The organism is Syntrophales bacterium, assembly GCA_030018935.1.
Taxonomy (GTDB): domain Bacteria; phylum Desulfobacterota; class Syntrophia; order Syntrophales; family CG2-30-49-12; genus CG2-30-49-12.
The window spans coordinates 1-19,655 of record JASEGZ010000041.1 but is presented as its reverse complement, the minus strand read 5'-3'; the positions used below and the strand labels follow the sequence as shown (position 1 = coordinate 19,655).

The 19,655-nt window shown below is 48.9% G+C and carries 13 protein-coding genes; 12 read left to right on the top strand and 1 reads right to left on the bottom strand.

What is annotated here, in order from left to right; all coding sequences use genetic code 11:
* The first annotated feature begins 151 nt into the window (after positions 1-151).
* Positions 152-2,773 carry a DNA mismatch repair protein MutS gene (gene mutS / locus QMD03_08005; GenBank protein ID MDI6777163.1) on the top strand — a complete coding sequence of 874 codons (2,622 nt, stop codon included), beginning with the start codon at positions 152-154 and terminating at the stop codon, positions 2,771-2,773.
* Positions 2,774-2,880: 107 nt separating this feature from the next.
* Here the strand turns inward: mutS and QMD03_08000 are convergent, their stop codons facing one another.
* Positions 2,881-5,172 (bottom strand): GspE/PulE family protein, encoded by a 2,292-nt coding sequence (locus QMD03_08000; GenBank protein MDI6777162.1) that lies wholly within the window; start codon positions 5,170-5,172, stop codon positions 2,881-2,883.
* A 270-nt stretch (positions 5,173-5,442) separates the two neighbouring features.
* Here QMD03_08000 and QMD03_07995 point away from each other — a divergent pair, with 270 nt between their 5' ends.
* The 11 genes from QMD03_07995 (at position 5,443) to QMD03_07945 (ending at position 19,387) form a co-directional block, all read left to right on the top strand.
* Positions 5,443-5,577: an OadG-related small transporter subunit gene (locus QMD03_07995; protein MDI6777161.1), complete on the top strand. Its 135-nt coding sequence runs from the start codon at positions 5,443-5,445 to the stop codon at positions 5,575-5,577.
* 17 nt (positions 5,578-5,594) lie between these two features.
* Entirely contained in the window at positions 5,595-6,737 is a 1,143-nt protein-coding gene (locus QMD03_07990) for a sodium ion-translocating decarboxylase subunit beta (protein ID MDI6777160.1), read from the top strand.
* A 15-nt stretch (positions 6,738-6,752) separates the two neighbouring features.
* Entirely contained in the window at positions 6,753-9,473 is a 2,721-nt protein-coding gene (locus tag QMD03_07985) for a cation-translocating P-type ATPase (GenBank protein ID MDI6777159.1), read from the top strand.
* Positions 9,474-9,523: 50 nt separating this feature from the next.
* A complete protein-coding gene (locus QMD03_07980; protein MDI6777158.1) occupies positions 9,524-10,315 on the top strand; it encodes an RNA methyltransferase in 792 nt (263 codons plus the stop codon).
* A gap of 191 nt (positions 10,316-10,506) precedes the next feature.
* The gene (locus tag QMD03_07975; protein ID MDI6777157.1) at positions 10,507-11,157 is read left to right on the top strand and encodes a TetR/AcrR family transcriptional regulator; all 651 of its coding nucleotides are present in this window, start codon (positions 10,507-10,509) and stop codon (positions 11,155-11,157) included.
* Between the two features lie 11 nt (positions 11,158-11,168).
* Positions 11,169-12,494 (top strand): TolC family protein, encoded by a 1,326-nt coding sequence (locus tag QMD03_07970; protein ID MDI6777156.1) that lies wholly within the window; start codon positions 11,169-11,171, stop codon positions 12,492-12,494.
* Positions 12,495-12,565: 71 nt separating this feature from the next.
* The gene (locus QMD03_07965; protein ID MDI6777155.1) at positions 12,566-13,645 is read left to right on the top strand and encodes an efflux RND transporter periplasmic adaptor subunit; all 1,080 of its coding nucleotides are present in this window, start codon (positions 12,566-12,568) and stop codon (positions 13,643-13,645) included.
* A complete protein-coding gene (locus tag QMD03_07960; protein ID MDI6777154.1) occupies positions 13,632-16,766 on the top strand; it encodes an efflux RND transporter permease subunit in 3,135 nt (1,044 codons plus the stop codon). Before QMD03_07965 ends, QMD03_07960 begins: the two co-directional genes overlap by 14 nt.
* A 27-nt stretch (positions 16,767-16,793) precedes the next feature.
* Positions 16,794-17,501, top strand: a complete 708-nt coding sequence (locus tag QMD03_07955) for a radical SAM protein (GenBank protein ID MDI6777153.1) — start codon at positions 16,794-16,796, stop codon at positions 17,499-17,501.
* A gap of 248 nt (positions 17,502-17,749) precedes the next feature.
* Positions 17,750-18,667: a hypothetical protein gene (locus QMD03_07950; GenBank protein MDI6777152.1), complete on the top strand. Its 918-nt coding sequence runs from the start codon at positions 17,750-17,752 to the stop codon at positions 18,665-18,667.
* A gap of 171 nt (positions 18,668-18,838) precedes the next feature.
* A complete protein-coding gene (locus QMD03_07945; protein ID MDI6777151.1) occupies positions 18,839-19,387 on the top strand; it encodes an FtsX-like permease family protein in 549 nt (182 codons plus the stop codon).
* Positions 19,388-19,655: the final 268 nt, after the last annotated feature.

The following is a 19,655-nucleotide window of genomic DNA, read 5'->3' as shown; positions in this document are numbered from 1 at the left end:
AAAAAGCGGACAATTCATTTGCTACAAAAGCGGACAATTCTATTTACTCTTGACAATGCAGGCAAAATTTCAAGGTGGAACATGGCGCTTGAAAATTTAACGGTAACAGGCTAATAATACCAAAGTTAAGTTCAGGGATAGAGAAAGAGGAATGAACCTGACACCGGCGATGAAACAGTACGTAGAGATCAAGGAACAGCATAAGGACTGCATCCTTCTCTTCAGGATGGGTGATTTCTATGAGATGTTCTTTGAAGACGCTGTCACCGCGGCGAAGGTGCTGGATATTACCCTGACCTCAAGGAACAAGGGGAAGGAGGATAGCGTTCCCCTCTGCGGTTTCCCTTACCACGCCGCCTCGACGTATATTGCAAGACTCATTGAGAGGGGATTTAAGGTGGCCATCTGTGAGCAGATGGAAGATCCGAAAGATGCCAGGGGAATTGTGAAAAGGGATGTGGTGCGTATCGTTACACCCGGTCTTGTCGTGGATGCCGATAATCTGGAGGCCAATGAAAATAACTTTCTGGCGGCCCTGACCCTCGGCGGGACAGACGACATCCTTGGCCTGGCTTTCCTCGATATTTCGACCGGCGAATTCCGTGTAACCGCATCGCATGACAGGGAATTTTTCCTGGCCGAGGTTTCAGGCCTTGATTTTCGCGAAGTTATCGTCCAGGAAGATTACCGGGAAAGCAGCTTTCTGAAGGCGTTTTCGCGGGGGGCAAACCGGTGCCGGATCAATTATTTCTCTGCCGATTACTTTGATCATGATGCGGCTCTGGCCCGCTTACAGGAATATTTCTCTGGCGACCAGTTGAAACAATTAAAGATGGAGAGACACCCGGCCATGGTTGCCGCAGCCGGGGCCATACTCCGCTATGTGGAGGAAACGCAGAAGAACAACCCCCGTCATATCAACGATATCCAATGGTATAAGACAGATGGTTACTTGCTCCTCGATGAGACTGCCAAACGCAATCTCGAGTTATTCACCACCATTACCGATGGCAGGAAACAGGGCACTCTCTTTCACGTCCTCGATGAAACGGTGACCTCCATGGGTGCCCGGAGACTGCGATGGTGGCTTAATTATCCCCTCGTAGTCCCGGAGAAGATCAGGGAGAGGCTGTCCGCCGTATCTGAGATCAGGGAACACCACCTGTTGAGGGAGAACCTCCGGAGGTCTTTAGGACGGGTCTATGACTTGGAAAGACTAGGAGGCAGAATCTCCCTGGGGGTTGCCAACGGCCGGGACCTGATCGCCCTCCTGGCCTCCCTGCAGGCGCTGCCAGAGATCAGGTCAGCGCTCCATGAACTGAGATCATCCCTGATTACTTCAATTTGTGCAGGGATTGATGAGATGCCCGACATTCTTGAATTGATTGAAAGAGCTATCTTGGAAGATCCTCCCCTTACCCTCCGTGAGGGTGGCATCATCAGAGAAGGATACGATCGTGAACTGGATGAACTGATCTCGGTGATGCGGGACGGAAAGCAGTGGATCGCTGCACTCGAAGAGAAGGAGCGTAAGAGAACGGGGATCAACTCTCTGAAAGTGGGGTTCAACAGTGTATTCGGTTACTATATAGAAATCACTAAGGCGAATACCGGCCTTGTTCCAGATGATTATGTCAGGAAACAGACCCTCGTGAATGCCGAACGATATATCAATCAGGAACTGAAAGAGTATGAATACACGGTCCTCAATGCAGAAAATCTTCGGAAAGAAAAAGAATACAACCTCTTTGTCATGATCAGAGACCAGGTAGGACAAGAGATCAGAAGGGTTCAGACAACTGCCTCGCGAATTGCCGATCTGGACGCCATTGTATCCCTCGCAGAGGTGGCGGAGAAATACAACTATACCTGTCCCACGGTGAATGAAGATGATAGGATTGAGATTGAAGATGGTCGTCATCCGGTTGTGGAAAGGATGCCCCTGCCTGACGGCTTCGTCCCGAATGATGTCTGCCTCGATCTGGATAAGAATCGCCTGCTCATCATCACCGGCCCCAATATGGCAGGAAAATCCACCTATATCAGGCAGGTTGCCCTGATCGTTCTCCTTGCCCAGATGGGAAGCTTTGTGCCGGCAGCAAAGGCGCATATCGGTGTGGTGGACAGGGTATTTACCCGCGTAGGCGCCGCAGACAGCCTGGCAAGGGGACAGAGCACCTTTATGGTGGAGATGAATGAGGTAGCCAGTATCCTGAAAAACGCCACTCCAAGAAGCCTGATTATCCTCGATGAGGTTGGGCGGGGGACCAGTACGTTTGATGGACTCAGCATTGCGTGGGCAGTGGCGGAATACATCCATGATGCGAAACATTTGAGGACACGCACCCTCTTTGCCACCCACTACCACCAGCTTACCGATCTGGCCATCACTAAGGACGGTGTGAAGAATTTCAATATTGCCGTCAAGGAATGGGGGAATAGTATCATCTTTCTCAGAAAGATTATGGAGGGGGGGACAAACCGGAGCTATGGTATTGCCGTGGCTCGGATTGCCGGGGTCCCCGATGAGGTGATCCTGCGGGCAAGGGAAATCCTCAACAATCTCGAAAGGGGGGAACTCGACGAGGTCGGGATGCCAAAGATTGCCCGGGGGAAGAAGACAACCGGGAAGGATAAGAGACAGCCCGGCCTCTTTATCGCCGATGAGGATCTGATCATCGCCGAATTGAAGGACCTCAACGTCATGAACATGACACCGCTTGAGGCACTGAACCTGCTGGGTAAATGGAAGGATAAACTTAGTAAAATTTAAGACTTAAGTCTTAAATTTTACGTCATACGTCATACGTCATACGTCATACGTCATACGTCTTATGTCCTATGACTTATGACTTACGACTTATGACTTATGACTTATGACTATTTAATGCACACTCTGCGCACCTGCTTGAAATCTGTGAGACCCTGGGTAGCCTTCAAAATGCCATCCTGAAGGAGGGTGGTCATACCCTGGTAAATCGCCAGATCACGCATCTCCTCGACAGTTGCATGTTTCTGGATCAGCCTTTTAATCTCATCTGTTCCAACAAGTAGTTCATGAATGCCCATCCTCCCCTTATATCCCGATTTATCACAGACATCGCAACCCTTCGGCCGATATAGTGTGAAATCATCCGTGTAGGGAATATTCAGTTTGGCGAACAGTTCCTGGCCGTAGGTTTCCGCGATCTCATTGTATTCCTCGATCGTTGGATGATAGGCCTCTTTGCATTTTTTACAGAGCGTTCTCACGAGTCTCTGGGCAAGGATACCGAGGAGGGCATCCGCGAAATTCAAGGGGTCTATACCCATATCGAGGAGCCTGACAATGGTTTCCGGAGCAGAGTTGGTATGGAGGGTACTAAAAACGAGATGTCCGGTCAGTGAAGCCTCGACACCGGTTTTGGCGGTCTCAAAATCCCTCATCTCACCGACCATAATGACATCCGGATCCGCCCGGAGGAAGGCGCGCATGGCAGCGGCAAAGTCAAATCCGATCTTGGGCTGGACCTGTACCTGACGTAACCCGTACTGGGTAATTTCCACCGGATCTTCCGCCGTCCAGATCTTCCTGTCCGGTTTATTGATGTGGTACAGCGCTGCATGCAGAGTCGTGGTTTTACCGGATCCGGTAGGGCCTACCACGAGGATTATTCCGTAGGGCTTTTCGAGGATCTTTAAAAACTCGCTGTAATTTCTCGTTGCCATCCCCATAGCTTCAAGGGGCATGGTTTCCCCCTTGGCCAGAATGCGCATCACTACATCCTCAACACCTCCCTGTGTCGGTATCGTGGCTACACGAAGTTCAATTTCCTCTCCCTGCGGTCTTTTGAATTTTATCTTTCCGTCCTGAGGGATTCTCTTGACTGTGATATCTAAATTAGACATGATCTTTATTCTGGAGACAACTGCAGCCCTGTAATTGTAAGGAACAGTTTGATAAAGGGCACAATCGCCGTCAACCCTGTAACGGATTTCCACATTTTTCTTACCCACATTGGGTTCAACATGGATATCTGAGGCCCGCCGTGTATAAGCATCGTTGATAATCTTATTGACGAGCTGCATGATCACACTGTCCGATTCTGTAACAATTTCGCCTTCTTCTTCCTGGGACTCCTCTTCCATTTCAAGCTTTCCCAGAAGTTCCGTGAAGGATGATTCACCTTCGGGGGACTGGAAAAAGTGATGGATAAATTTTCTGATGTCCTCCGTTAGAGCCACATCGTATTCGACCGCTTTCGTTTTTAAGAGACTTTCAATTGTATCCCGTTTCACGATGTTATTGGGATCATCAACAAGGACATGGATATTTCCTTCTACTCTCTCAAGAGGGACCCACAGCTCGCGGAGGAGATATTCTCTCTTCAAGTTTTTCAGCAAATCCCCTGGAATAGGATGCTTGTCATTAAATTGTATAAATTTGCAGTGATAGAATTCTTCGAAAGACCTGCCCATCTCTTCCTTAGAGATATTATACTTCTTCATCAGGAAAACTTCCATGGCCTCTTTCTGTTCCCTTGCTTCCCCCCATGCCCTGTTCAGTTCTTCTTCTTTCAGTAAATCACGGCTGACGAGGTAATCAAATCTCGTTCTTCTCCTTCTGGCAAACTTTTCCTGGTTGTAAAAAGCGATGCCAAGAACTTCGGCCATCTCCTGAAGAAAACTTTGCTCTTCTTCAGAAAATTTACCGTCTCCCCCCTTCTTATTCAGGATCTGTATAACTCCCATGAGCGTATTGTTATGGAAAATGGGAGCGGCAAGTATCTGTCTGGTTCTGAAACCAGATTTTTTATCCCAGCTATAATCAAAGGTAAGTTCTTTATCTATACTTTTTAGTTCATCCTTGTCATAGGCATCGGCTATGTTAACAATCTTTCCTGTATTGGCCACGTATCCGGCAATGCTCTTATTGCCGATAGGTACCCTGATTTCCTTTAACCGAGCCCCTGCAAGAAACATGGAGTAAATCTCATTCCTCAATTGGTCTACCACATAGATGGTAAGCGAATGGGCGTTGAAGAGGTTTAAAATGCCCTCTCTGAGATCTACGAGAATCTGTTTTATGTTCTGAGCAGCATGGATGCGATTGGTAATATCCAGCAGTGCCTTGCGAATAAGGAGTTTCTCTTCAAGCTCTGTGATTTCTATGCTTGTTATCTGATCATTCATACCTTTCTTCCTGTCATCCCTTCTGTTTTCCGGTGAATAACGAGGGTGCATCCTACAAGCACCCACCCCGTAGGCAGGGTAAGGGAGCTGTTCCCTACAATGAAGTCTCTATACAGTAAATCATAATAAAAAATAATTCAATAAAAACTCGCTTAGGAAGGGAGTCATCTTTGTCTTGACAGTGGGATCCATTTTAAAATATAAGGTAACACTTTTTAAACGTGATGGCGATTGGGAAAAGAAATTTCGTGAACCAGGAGGTGCCTCAGGATGGACAATTTTACGTTTGGCATTACCATGATTATCGTCGGGATGGGGGGGACCATTTTAACCCTCTGGATCATGAGTCTTATCATGAGTCTTCTTACGAGGGTTTTTCCCTATAAGGAAGAAGAACCAAAGTAAACAAGGAGGTATAAATCATGCTGGAGGCCGTTATAAACGGACTGTCGGGACTCGGCGCAGGTTTCGTCAGTCTCCACTGGTCCAACCCGATAATGATAGTGATCGGATGCATTCTTCTCTATCTGGGCATCAAAAAAGGCTTTGAACCCTTGCTCCTTGTCCCCATAGGATTTGGCTGCATCCTCGTTAATATTCCCCTGGCCGGCCTGATGGAAGAGGAAGGATTTCTCAGGACGATTTATGATGCGGGTATAATCACAGAGTTATTTCCCCTTCTTATCTTTGTTGGCATCGGCGCCATGACCGATTTTACCCCTCTTCTCCAGAATCCGAGGACATTTCTACTCGGGGCGGCGGGGCAATTTGGCATCTTTTTAACCCTGGCCCTGGCCCTGGTTTTGGGATTTTCAAAGTTGGATGCTGTCGCTATTGGCATCATCGGGGCCTGTGATGGTCCGACCGCCATTTATGTTTCCTCTAAATACGCCCCCCATCTTCTGGGGGCGGTTTCGGTTGCCGCCTATTCCTACATGTCCCTTGTTCCCGTTATTCAACCTCCCATCATGAGGCTTTTAACTACCAGCAAAGAGAGAGTGATCGTCATGAGCGGCAAAGGGCTTAAACCTGTCTCGCAGACGACCAAGATACTCTTTCCCCTGGTCATGACAGTGCTCGGCGGTCTTATCGCCCCCATGGGTTTGCCCCTTATCGGGACGATCATGTTAGGGAATCTGATGAAAGAGTCCGGCGCGGTGAGTCGGCTGACAAAGGCCTCGGAAAATGAGATAGCAAACATCGTCACCCTGTTCTTGGGGATTTCCATAGGCGCAACCATGGATGGAAGGGCCTTTCTTAAACCTGAAACACTGATTGTTCTGGCGTTGGGCTTTCTCGCTATCTGCCTTGATACCGTTTGTGGAGTTCTCTTTGGGAAGCTGATGATGGTCGTCTCCGGCGGCAAGGTGAATCCCCTCATCGGGGCGGCAGGCATCTCGGCATTTCCCATGTCCGCCCGTGTTGTTCAGAAGGAAGGTTTAAAGTATAACAAACAGAACCATCTCCTCATGCATGCCATGGGCGCCAATGCAGGCGGCCAGGTAGGTTCCGTCATGGCAGCAGCGGTGATGCTCTCTGTTTTAAAGGGGATGGGGATTATTTGAGGAGGATACGGCAATATGTTGAATTTGCAATCAAAGGCAATCTGGCATTCCATCGAGGCAGCCCAGGTACTGAAGGAACTGGATGCGGATACCCATAAGGGTTTAACCGAAGACGAAGCGAGAAGGCGCCTTGAGAAATATGGCCTCAATGAATTGAAGAAGGAGGGAAGAGTCTCGCCCCTCACCCTCTTCTTCAACCAGCTTAAAAACATCCTTATCCTTATCCTGATCATCGCCATCGTACTTTCAGCCCTTGTTGGAGAAGTTGTGGATGCGGCGATCATTGCCGTGATCGTCGTCTTCTGTGCGGTTCTGGGATTTATTCAGGAATACCGTGCAGAGCGGGCTCTCGAAGCATTAAAGAAGATGCTCTCCCCTACCATCACGGTTTTAAGAGGAGGCAAAGAGGAAGAGGTCCCTTCTAAAGAACTCGTTCCGGGGGACATGTTACTCCTTGAGGCAGGAGATAAGATTCCGGCAGATGCGAGACTGGTGGAACTCCACTCCATAAGATGCGATGAAGCCCCTCTCACGGGGGAGTCTGTGCCTATTGGCAAGGATATAAAGCCATTGCCTCTGGAATTGCCTGTAGGTGATAGAAAAAATATGGTCTTCACAGGGACCACCGTGACCTACGGAAGAGGAAAGGCTGTTGTCACAGCAACAGGGATGAGTACAGAATTTGGAAAGATCGCTGAGGAAGTGATGACGGTTAAGGCGGAGGTGACGCCCCTTGAAAAGAGGACCAAAGAGATCGGTAAATGGCTCGGCATCATCGCCCTTGGCATCTGTTTCCTTGTTGCTGGAATCAGTATTGTCAGGGAGATGTTAGTTGGCAAGATTGATCTCCCCTTCATCATCACCATGGTGATGTTTACAGTCGCTCTCGCCGTCGCAGCAGTTCCTGAAGCGCTGGCAGCCATTGTCACAGGCGCCCTTGCCGTAGGTATGCATCAGATGGCAAAGAGGAACGCCCTGATCCGGAAGATGCCTGCCGTTGAAACCCTTGGGTGTACTACAGTGATCTGTTCTGACAAAACAGGCACTCTTACGAAAGGAGAGATGACTGTAAGAAAAATATATACGGGCGGTAAGGTAATAGAGGTTACGGGTGTTGGGTACGAACCAAAGGGAGAGCTTAAAGGGTCTGATATCCGTGCTGAAAACAATCAATCCTTACAAATGTTTCTTCAAGGAGGTATCCTCTGTAGCGATGCCATCTTAGAAGAGAAGGAAGGCAAATGGATGATTAAAGGAGATCCTACCGAAGGCGCCCTTGTTGTCGCAGCGGTCAAAGCAGGCTTACATGAGACTGAAGTAAGACTTCAAAATCCAAGAGTAGAAGAGATCCCCTTCAGTTCTGAGAGAAAGAGGATGACAACCATTCATCAAAGGCAGGATGGTAAGAGAATGGGGTTTATGAAAGGGGCTCCGGAGTTGGTTTTAGAAAGATGTTCTTATATCATGGATGGGGATGGAGTTAAACCTCTGACGGAAAAAGAGAGAACCGAAATTTTTAAGATCAATGAGGAAATGACCCGAGGTGCATTGAGATGCCTCGGAGTCGCTTACAGGGAACTGCCTGAGGAAGCAGAATATACCGAAGAGGCCATTGAGAAAGAAATGATCTTTGTTGGTCTTGTGGGAATGATCGATCCACCCAGAGAAGAAGCCATCGAGGCCATCAATGTGTGTAAGCAGGTGCATATCAAACCCATCATGATTACAGGAGATCATAAGCTCACAGCGGTCGCCATCGCCAAGGAGATCGGCATCTATAAAGATGGCGATCGGGTATTGACCGGTAAAGAATTAGAGAAGATGACTGACGAAGAGTTTGAAAAGATCGTTGATAAAGTCACCGTCTATGCCCGGGTTTCGCCGATGGATAAGCTAAAGATCGTCAAGGCATGGCAGAGTAAAGGTGAAGTGGTGGCGATGACCGGAGACGGCGTCAATGATGCCCCTGCCTTGAAGCAGGCCGATATCGGAATCGCCATGGGGATCTCCGGTACCGAAGTAGCCAAAGAGGCAGCGGATATGGTTTTGAATGATGACAACTTTGCCACTATCGTGAAGGCCATTGAGCTGGGCAGATGGATATATGATAATATAAAAAAATATCTCACCTATCTCCTCAGGTGTAATATTACAGAGGTGGTGGTCATCGGGGGAGTGGTTCTCATTTCAGGGCCTGAATATTTACCCCTCCTGCCTGCAGCCATATTGTATATGAATCTGGCGACGGATGGACTCCCTGCACTTGCCTTGGGCGTAGCGCCCCCTGATCCGGACATTATGCAGAGACCACCGAGAGACCCCAGCGAAAGTGTATTTTCCTGGGATGTGAGGGCCTTTATCGGAGTGGCCCTTTTGATCGAAATTCCCTTCTTCTTCTTTCTCTTCTACCATGAGCTCATGGATATCACCCATGCGAGGACAGAGATCTTCTTCCTGTTCATACTTATCGAACTGATTATTGCCCTTAACTTCCGTTCGATGAAATACAGCATCTTTAAAGCCCCTCCTCACAAGTGGCTCCTCATTGCCCTTGCATGGGAGATTATATTGATTGCTGTTCTGGTCCAGATTTCATCTGTGCGCGAGGCCTTCGGAATACTTAAACCTTCAGTTGTTGATCTCGAAATCATCTTAGGCTTTGGCATCATTGTATTTATCTCCATGGAGGTGGTCAAGGCAATCTTAAGAAAAAAGATGTCACACCGTTCTGGATAGTCCCCCCCCGGAGGGAGTTCAGATTAATAGGGCATGGAACGAGGTAAAGGTTGACGGTTTGCAAACCCTCAAAGTCACAACTGAAACTCTGGGAGAAACTGGAGCTGGCTAAATATCGTCAGCGGGAAGGTTTATTTCTTGCGGAAGGCTTTAAGGTTGTTCAGGAGTTATTGAAAAGCAAAAGCCCCTGGGAAACAAAAGCGATCCTGGTGATGGAGGAAAAACGGGAACGCTGGGAGGCTTTCTTATCCACAATTCCAGAAAATGCAGAAATTTATCTTTTGTCAGCGCGACAATGGTCAAAATTAAGTCAGGATAAAGAGCCGGAAGGAATCATGGCCCTGGCTGACATACCCCGTCCGGCCAATATCTCCGGGTTGTCTCCGCCGGAGGCGGGATATCTTCTGCTCCTGCATCAGATCCGTAATCCCAATAATCTTGGCGCAATAATGCGGACAGCCCACTGGTTCGGCATCAGAACGGTCATTCTCAGCGCCGATTCGGTGGATTTTACCAATTCCCGGGTAGTGCGCTCTTCCATGGGCAGTGTTTTTCATCTTACTATCATTCCAGAGATTGATTTTATCGAGGTTCTGCCCCGGATTAAGAAACACTATTCTCTTATCGGCAGCCATGTCCGAATAGGCATTCCTCCCCATCCCTGCCCGGAGGGGACGGCCCTCCTGCTGGGTTCTGAAAGTCATGGCCTGTCGGAACAAATCGTAGATATGATTGATGAACAGTGGTGCATCCCCGGGATGGGGGATGCAGAATCTCTCAGCCTGCCGCAGGCAGGGGCGATCATGATGTATGAGTGCAGGCGGGGAGGAAATAAGTCCTGACAGGGGAGCATCAAGACCACGCCCTTCCCCCCCCCTTATCCCTTTCTATTATCTGGTTTATCCCTGACCCATCTCAATGGCCACGACGGAGTGTGGCCCTCCTACTTTTTTCTTGACAAAGAAATTTTTTAATGTGAACTATAATTCATTATCTGCAATATTCATTCTATTATTTGAATATAGGTTCAAGTATGGAAAAATTAAAGAGAAAAGAGAGAGAATACAATCTCCGGAGGGCGGAGATCCTGAAGGAGGCGGAAAAAATATTCGCCGCCAAGGGATTCTACAAAACAACAATGGCAGAGATTGCCGAGGCCTCCGGTTTTGCCATTGGCACTCTCTATCAGTTCTTTGAGGGGAAAGAACGCCTTTACACCACAATGGTCAGTGAAAAGCTGGACATGATGTATTCAGAAATCAGGGAGAAAGTAGGTAGCGCGGAAAGTATTATAGAAAAAATCGAAGCCCTGGTGAAGGCACATTTTGCTTTTGTGGAAAATAACGTAAATTTTTGCACCCTCTTCATCCAGTGGGAAGGCACCGCCATCTCGGAGGGAAATACCTTCCTGAAAGATAAAATGATCAGCAGTTATCTGGGTCATATCAATTTTGTAGAAGAACTCATGCAGGAAGGAACTAGGGCAGGGTACTTAAAAGTTATGGAACAGGGAACGATGGCCTTTGCCCTCCTGGGTATGATCAACTCGTTTACATTCAACTGGTTGGTTGCCCCGAAAGATACACACTTAAGCGGTAAAGTCGGTTTTGTTCTCGACATTTTTCTGAGTGGGGTAAAAAATGAAGGAGGTCAGGGGGACCAGGGGTCAGGGATCAGGGTTTAAGGAGTAAGAAAATGAGCAGATCTGGTTTGGTGATTGGCGTTTTGATGGCCTTATCTGTTGCTGTTACGCCAATATGCGCCTTTGCAGAAGAATATTCCCTCGATGATCTTTACAGGATCGCCCTTCAACGTTCCGAGAAGATTAAAGTTTCCGAGGAAAATCTCTATATCTCAAAATTAGGTAAAGAAAAAGCCTTCTCTGTTCTAATTCCCAGACTTTCCGCATTCGGGAATTACACAAGGTATAGTGAGGACAAGTCAGCCGGCTTTGGCGTAATTCAACCTGATTTCGCAACTGCCTGGGGTATGAAGCTGGAACAGTCTTTCTCTTTAAGCGGGAGAGAACTCACTGGCCTCAAAATGGCAGAGGAAAACATTGTAAGAAACAGTTACGATCTTTATGCCACGAGAGAAGAGTATCTGTTTGCCGTGGCCGGTGCATACTATGATGTATTAAAGGCAAAAAAGATCCTGGACATCGCCGATTCAAACCTGGAGAGGCTTACAAAGCACAGAAATGCCGCGGAAAAGCGATTAAAGGTGGGAGAGGTAACCAGGACGGTGCTCCTGCGGGCCGAGGGAGAGCTTTCCGGAGCCAGGTCTGATCAACTGACGGTAAAAAATGGATGGGAACTGGCAAGGGCGGTACTGGCAAGAATTGTGGGGATCAACAGAGACTTTCAACTCCGGGAAGCTCCCCGCGAAGAGATGCAAATTTCTTCTTTAGCTTCCTTGCAAGAGACAGCCTTGGCGGAAAGGGTAGAGATTAAAAGCCTGGAGAGTCAGAAGAAAATAGCCGGCCAGCAGATTCAGTATGCAAAAGGGACATACTGGCCGGAGCTTTCTGTTTCCGGGGTTTATAAAGGGGCGGATCAGAATCCTGCCTCGCCGTTCCTGCTTAAGGAAAGTACCTACGGGGAGTTATCTTTAGATTTTCCCCTCTTCGAGGGGGGCTTGAGAAGGGCGGAAGTCAGAGAAGCAAAGGCAAAGGAGAGACAGGCGGGACTATTTTATGAAGACCTGAAAAAGACGATTCAGATAGAGGTTGAAAGCGCCTACCTGGAACTCGTTACCCAGAAGGGGATTCTCAAATTCTTAGAGGATCAGCTTGTCTTTGCCAGGGACAACTATTATGCCGTATCAAAACAATTCGAATTTGGACTGGCCGACAGCATTGATGTGATGGACGCAAACACGTTGCTGGTCTCGGCGGAGAGGAAGGTGGCGGAGGCCGTTTATAACCATCAACTGTCTGTTCTGAGGGTGAAGAGGGTAACGGGGGTGCTGTTAAAAACTGTCATACGTCATACGTCGTACGTCGTACGTCATAAGTCGTAAGTCAAAAGACATATGACATATGACGTACGACGTATGACTTATGTTTTATGTTTTAAAGGAGTAGCTAAAAAATGGGGAAACGGTTGTTAGTCGTAGGTGTCTGTGTTGTCTTGATCTGCGTGTTTTTTCTTCCTGGCTGTGGCAAGAAGGAGGCAACCGAAAAGGTAGAAAAGGCAATAAATGTGCGTATCCAGCCTGCCCAGAAGAAGGCTTTCCGTCCTTTCGTGGAGGCTATCGGTACCTTGAACCCTGACGAGGACGTTATGGTAAGCAGTGAAATCGGGGGAATTTTAAGAAGTGTCAGAGTGGATGAGGGAACAGACGTTTTTAAGGGTATGCTCCTTGCCGCTGTCAGCGATACCGATTACCGCCTGGAAGTCAAGAGGGCGGAGGCTGTCCTGAGGCAGGCGGAGGCAACCCTTGCCAATACGAGGCTGGAATATCAGCGAAAGGAAGCCCTCTACAGAGAGGAACTGGTAACGAAACAGCAGTTTGACGATGTATCCACAAGATTGTCTCTGGCCATGGCAGAGGTGGAAAAGGCAAGGGCAACCCTCTCCCTATCCGGGGAGAGACTTCTCAAGACAAGTATCTCTTCGCCCCTTAATGGTGTCATCAAGGAGAAGAAGGTTTCCGCCGGGGATTATGTGAAAGATGGCACACCACTCTTTGAGATTATTCGTATTGATCCCCTGAAACTCAATTTTACCGTCAACGAAAAGGATGTGGGAAAGATCAAGGTCGGTCAGGATGTGAGCTTTAAGATAGATGCCATTCCCGACATTGCCTTTGCGGGAAGGGTGAGTATCGTTTATCCAAATCTGGAGGAAAGGACGAGAACCCTCCAGGTGGAAGCCAAGGTTCCCAATAGCCACAGGCTTTTAAAGCCGGGACTCTTTGTAAAGGTTACCGTATATACCGGAGACCTGAAGGATATCGTTGTTGTTCCCATCACATCCATCCTCTATGAAGAGGCAAAAACCTCTCTCTTTATCGTTGAGGGTGATCGTGCCCGGGAGAGGGAGGTGAAAATCGGGAGGAAGTATGGAGAGTTGCTGGAGATTGTCGAGGGGCTGCAAGGGAAGGAGATGGTCGTAGTGGTCGGTCAGAACAATCTTGCCGAGGGGGTAAAGGTCAATGTGGCTCGCTGATACATCCGTTAAACGGCCCGTATTCGCCACCATGCTCATCCTTGCCCTGGTGGTCCTTGGAATTGTCAGTTATCAGGAGATCGGTGTTGATCTCTTCCCCAGGGTGGACTTCCCTATCGTCAACGTCGTAACGCGGTTAAAGGGGGCATCTCCCGAGGTCATGGACGTTGACGTTACGGATAAGATCGAAGAGGCTCTGAACACGATCAACGGCGTGAAGACCATCACCTCTACCAGCGCCGAGGGGTATTCCGTGGTAGTGGTGGAATTTGTCCTCGAAAGGGATATAGACCTTGCCGTGCAGGATGTGAGGGAAAAAATCTCTGCCGTCAGGTCGGAACTGCCGGCCGACATCAAAGAGCCGATTATTGAAAAGGTTGATCCGGATGCAACGCCCGTCATGTGGCTGGCCCTGGCGGGGGAGAAATCCGTCCGCGAGCTTTCTACCTACACCGATGAGGTGCTAAAGGAACAGCTTCAGAGGATCAAGGGCGTCGGCGCCGTCAGATTGGCCGGCTTGAGGTTGAGAGAGGTAAGGGTCTGGCTCAATGCCGACAAACTTCGGGCCTGTCAGATTGCGGCAAACGATGTCCTCGCGGCGCTCCGGCGGGAAAACGTGGAGCTTCCCGGGGGACGGATCGAGAGCGCCTCAAAGGAATATACGGTAAAAATCAAGGGGGAGTTCCCCAATGTGCCTGATTTCAATGATCTGATAGTTGCCTATTACCATGGCGCCCCCGTAAGGCTCCAGGATATCGGGAGAGTTGAGGACGGAGTGGAGGAGAAGCGGTCTGTTGCCCGCTTCAATGGCGTTCCCGCCGTTGGCCTTGGTATTCAAAAACAGTCGGGGACAAACACCGTGGAGGTAATCGGGAGGATCAAAGAGGAATTGGTGAATATTAAAAAAACCCTCCCTCCCGGGATAAGCCTTGACATTGCCTTTGACCAGTCCACATTTATCAAGCGTTCTATCCATGAGGTGCAAAAGCACCTGATCATCGGGGGCTTCTTTGCCGTTATAGCCGTTATTATCTTCCTGAGAAATACAAGGACAACCCTTATCAGCGCGGTAGCCTTACCGGTTTCGATTATCTCCACCTTTGCCCTGATGAGGGCCTTCAATTTTACCTTCAACAACATGACCATGCTGGCCCTCTCCCTTTCCGTGGGTCTGCTCATTGATGACGCCATCATCGTGATCGAAAACATCTACCGGCATGTGGAGGAAGGAATGGCGCCCAGGGAGGCCGCCTCTTTTGCCACCTCTGAGATCGGTCTTGCCGTCATGGCCACCACCCTAGCCATTGTCGTGATCTTCCTCCCCGTGGCCTTCATGAAGGGGCTGGTCGGGAGATTTTTCCTCCAGTTTGCCCTCACCGTGGTCTTTGCCGTCCTTGTTTCCATGCTGGTTTCCTTTACCCTTACCCCCATGATGGCCTCCATCTTTTTAAAAGGGATCAACTCCCGGCGCGGCGACACCGGAGTCCCCGCAAAATCTACCGTTTTTTCCAGGATGGGGGACTGGTTTGAGAGAAGCTATAAATTAACGGAAGGGGTATACCGGCGCCTCCTCGAGGTGTCGCTCCGGCATAGAAAGACCGTTCTGTTTCTTGCCCTGGTTATATTTATTATCAGCCTTTACATCACTAAATTTATCGGGAAGGAGTTCGTTCCGCCGGAAGACCAGGGCCAATTTCTCGGAAGCCTGGAAGGACCAAGCGATTATTCTATTGGCCAGGCAGATGACCTGTTCAAAAAGGCGGAAGATATCTTCAGAAAGACCCCGGAGATAAAGACGGTCTTCTATGCCCTCGGATTCGGCTACTCCCCTGAGATCAATAAGGCCGTCCTCTTTACTGGTATGACACCCAAGTCGGAAAGGGCCAAGAGCCAGGAACAGGTCAAGGCAGAGATGAGGAAAAAGCTGGGTAAGATACCGGGCCTTGAGGCAAGAGCCGAGGATATTTCTCTTATTGGCGGCGGTCAGAGGATGGTGCCGATTCAATACAGTATCAGGGGACGCGACATAACATCCCTTCAAACCTATACGAGAGAAATTATCCGCGAATTTTCAAAGTTGCCCGGTATCGTGGATGTGGATACATCCCTCGAGGTGGGGAAACCGGAACTGAGAGTTTATATTGACCGGGATAAGGCCGCCGATCTGGGTGTGGATGTGGCAACCATTGCCGAGGCTATCAACCTCCTGATCGGTGGGGAGCTGGATATCACAAAGTTCAAGGACGAGGTCAGGGGGAAACGATACGATGTGAGGGTGCAACTCGATCCGAGAGACAGGAAAGATCCTTCTGACCTGGGAAGGCTTTACGTAAGGTCACGGGAGGGCAAGATGGTGGAACTCGCCAACGTCGTCCAGATCCAGGAGGGAGGCGGTCCCAGTATCATCAACCGGGTGGACAGACAGCGTGCCATCACCATCTTTGCCAGCCTGGAGGGGAAACCATTAGGTCAGGCGATGAACGAGCTTGATGCCATCGCGGCCAGGGTGCTCCCGGCGGATTATCTGCCGAAATACAAGGGTATGTCCGAGGTCATGAGGGAATCCTTTCACTACCTGATGTTTGCCCTTCTCCTCGGGGTGATTATGGCCTATATGATTCTTGCCGCCCAGTTTGAGAGCTTTATCCATCCCGTTACGGTATTGCTGGCCATGCCCCTCTCCTTCATCGGGGCCTTTGGGGCGCTGATGATAACAGGGAAAACCCTGAACATTTTCAGTTTTATCGGGCTTGTCCTCCTCATGGGTCTCGTAAAGAAGAACTCGATCCTTCTCGTAGATTATACCAATACCTTAAGGGGAAGAGGAATGTCAAGGCGGGAGGCGCTCCTGCAGGCCGGCCCGGTCAGGCTGAGACCCATCCTGATGACGACTCTGGCTATGGTCTTCGGGATGCTGCCGGTGGCCTTCGGTGTCGGGGAGGGCGCGGAGACACGTGCCCCTATGGGAATTGCCGTGATCGGCGGTCTTCTCAGCTCGCTCTTTCTGACGCTCATCGTTGTCCCGGCAGCCTATGACTTCTTTGACGACCTTAAGGAACGTGTAAAGAAAGGCCGGAAAACCAGAAAATCCCCCCATCCCCCCTTTAACAAAGGGGGGTAAGGGAGGAATTTAAAAAGGGATTTTCAGATGAAGGTTCTTCTCATCTCCGCCAACACAGAAAAGATCAATATGCCCACCTTACCCCTCGGATTGGCCTCTGTGGCTGAGGTGGCCGTGTTGGATCTGATGTTTGAAAAGGATACCCGCTTGGTTATTAGAGGCGCCATAGAGGGATTTTATCCGGATGTCATCGGCTTTCCCTCTTCCTATGCAAGGGAGATCTGTCGCCTGATTCTAACTGCCGGATTGAGTATCACCTGGCGTTGCATTCTTTACCCCTTGAATATTGATGAGGAACTGGTAAAATCTATGGCGAAAGCTGGTTGTAGAGAGGTTAGCCTCGGCTTTGAAAGCGGTAGCGAACGAATTCTGTCTCTCATGAACAAAAGGTTTAAACCAGAAGATGTACGCCGAATTTCAGGGATGCTAACAGAGCACGGGATAAGGCAGATGGGATTTTTATTACTGGGAGGCCCTGGCGAAACGAAAGAGACGATTGAGGATAGCCTTAACTTCGCCGATTCCCTCAGGCTGGACGCTTTGAAAATTACAATAGGTGTCCGTATTTATCCCTACACTGCTGTGGCAAAGATAAGTATAGAGGAAGGTCTCATCTTTCCCCGTGACAACCTTCTCCTGCCCCGATTCTATCTAACAAGAGGTCTTGAGGGCTGGCTGTCGGGAACCTTGAAAGATTGGGTGGCTGCACGCCCGCACTGGATGTTTCAAGTTTGATTATCCATCAAGGTCTGGACTCACGACTCCCTCCGGGAAGGGATCAGTCCTGCCGCGACCTCTCTGCATGCAACGCACAGGTGAGGACGACGCAGGCAGTTAGGAGGAAATACAAATGAATGCAGGAAAGGATGACATTCCCCGCCTTCGGGGCGCTCTTTGCCTTAGTCGTAAGTCGTAAGTCATAAGTCATAAGTCGGGAGTCATTTCCCCCGTAGAATGGCTATCGTCTTCAGGAGGAAGAAACAATGAGAGAAAGGTATTTTGGCATGAAAAGGTACCAGGAGATCCTATTCAAAACAATACTTGGGATATTCAAACATCTTCCCTTTCCTGTCGTCTGCCGGGGTGGTGATTTGATCGGCACGTTGTTGTACTATCTTTTAAGGGAGAGAAGAGAGATCGGTCTGTCCAATTTACATCTCGCCTTTCCGGAAAAAAGCACGGAGGAATGCGAGGCAATTTTTAAAAAGTGCTGGAAGAATATATGTAAAGACCTGCTGGAGGTGGTCAAGTACTTCGTCAGTCCCCCGTACCTGACAAAGGAGAGAGTTTCCATCGTCGGCGTAGAGAACCTAAATCATTGTCTTGCCCAAAACAGAGGTGTTGTCGCCATCAGCGCCCATTACGGGAATTTTCCCCTTCTCTGTCTGAGACTGGCACTGGAGAGGTATCCCGTTGCGATTATCTATAGCCGAGTGCACAATGATGTATTGAACCCGATGATTCCCATTGTGCAAAGAATGGCGGGCATAGAACCGATCCCCGACAATCCAAGACACAGATGTGTTGCCGCGTCTCTTGCCTGGCTCAAGAAAGGAGGCGTTTTGTTTTTACAGATAGATCAAAACCCATCGGAAGAAGCAGGCGTACCCGTTGATTTTTTTGGCCAGAAGCTGCCCACCTTTCGTGGTCCGGTAGTCATGGCGATGAGAACGGGCGCCAGCATCCTTCCCATGTTTATCATCCGAAAAGAGAATAATCACCACCAGATCATTATCGAGAAACCCTTTGTATTGAACCTTACAGGGAACAATGAGAAAGATATAAGGGACAATCTCGAGGCCTTGAGCAGGGTAACAGAAGACTATATACGACGGCATCCGTCTTTCTGGTGGTGGATACACCGCCGTTTTCGTATGGCAACCCCTGGCAAATATAAATGATAGGGATCAGGGGTCAGAATTATCCTTAAATCGTGGTGGACGTAAGTCATTGGCCTCCTTGCACCCAAGGGCCAGTCCTCCCACGGTCAGGATCAGGACGATATTATATTTGTACCGGTAACAACGGCACAGAAAAGGCTCTTCGGCACCACCTTCCCGGGGATGATAAAAATGATCATGGTAAAGGCAAAAAGTGCGGAAGATCTGGAAAGGGCTGAGGAACAGATAACAGAATTGCTGAGACAGAGACACCACATCGGTCCGAAACAGGAGAATGATTTCACCATGAGAAATCTCACCCAGATTATGGAAACAGCACAGCAGTCCACAAAGGTAATGTCACTACTCCTGGGAGCCATCGCCTCGGTTTCCCTGCTTGTGGGAGGAATCGGGATCATGAACATCATGCTCGTCTCGGTAACGGAAAGGACAAGGGAAATCGGACTCAGGCTGACTGTTGGGGCAAAGGTACGGGACATAAGGCTGCAATTCATTATCGAATCATTAACATTGTCATTGATAGGTGGTATCATGGGAATTATCATCGGCATATCAGGTTCAAAGGTGGTATCCATGCTTGCCGGCTGGCCTACGATCGTTTCTCCTGCCTCTGTCCTTCTCTCTTTTGGTTTTTCCGCCCTGGTGGGATTATCTTTCGGTTACTACCCCGCCTACAAGGCATCCCTTCTTAATCCGATAGACGCCTTAAGATATGAATGATCAGATTAGGTACGTGGCAGACCAGGGTATAAGAAGTTAGTTGACAAATACGAAAGAAGGAAAAATATTGACACAGGCTTTAATATCTGATAGAAAAAAGCTAATTTAAATGGGGTAAAATAATGTACCATACAATTTTATCAATTAACAACTGGTGGTGGCAGAAGCAAGAGGAGGGGTTTGTCCGCCGCTAAAGGTGCATTAAATGAAAGACCAGGCCGTGGAGAACCTCTTTTTCAAGACTCCACGGCTTTTTTGTTTCTGGCAA

Coding starts and splice junctions, on each gene's coding strand:
- QMD03_07955 (MDI6777153.1), top strand. CDS start 16,794: ATGAAGGTTCTTCTCATCTCCGCCAACACAGAAAAGATCAATATGCCC.
- QMD03_08000 (MDI6777162.1), bottom strand. CDS start 5,172: ATGAATGATCAGATAACAAGCATAGAAATCACAGAGCTTGAAGAGAAA.
- QMD03_07990 (MDI6777160.1), top strand. CDS start 5,595: ATGCTGGAGGCCGTTATAAACGGACTGTCGGGACTCGGCGCAGGTTTC.
- QMD03_07975 (MDI6777157.1), top strand. CDS start 10,507: ATGGAAAAATTAAAGAGAAAAGAGAGAGAATACAATCTCCGGAGGGCG.
- QMD03_07995 (MDI6777161.1), top strand. CDS start 5,443: ATGGACAATTTTACGTTTGGCATTACCATGATTATCGTCGGGATGGGG.
- QMD03_07960 (MDI6777154.1), top strand. CDS start 13,632: ATGTGGCTCGCTGATACATCCGTTAAACGGCCCGTATTCGCCACCATG.
- QMD03_07950 (MDI6777152.1), top strand. CDS start 17,750: ATGAGAGAAAGGTATTTTGGCATGAAAAGGTACCAGGAGATCCTATTC.
- mutS (MDI6777163.1), top strand. CDS start 152: ATGAACCTGACACCGGCGATGAAACAGTACGTAGAGATCAAGGAACAG.
- QMD03_07965 (MDI6777155.1), top strand. CDS start 12,566: ATGGGGAAACGGTTGTTAGTCGTAGGTGTCTGTGTTGTCTTGATCTGC.
- QMD03_07985 (MDI6777159.1), top strand. CDS start 6,753: ATGTTGAATTTGCAATCAAAGGCAATCTGGCATTCCATCGAGGCAGCC.
- QMD03_07945 (MDI6777151.1), top strand. CDS start 18,839: ATGATCATGGTAAAGGCAAAAAGTGCGGAAGATCTGGAAAGGGCTGAG.
- QMD03_07970 (MDI6777156.1), top strand. CDS start 11,169: ATGAGCAGATCTGGTTTGGTGATTGGCGTTTTGATGGCCTTATCTGTT.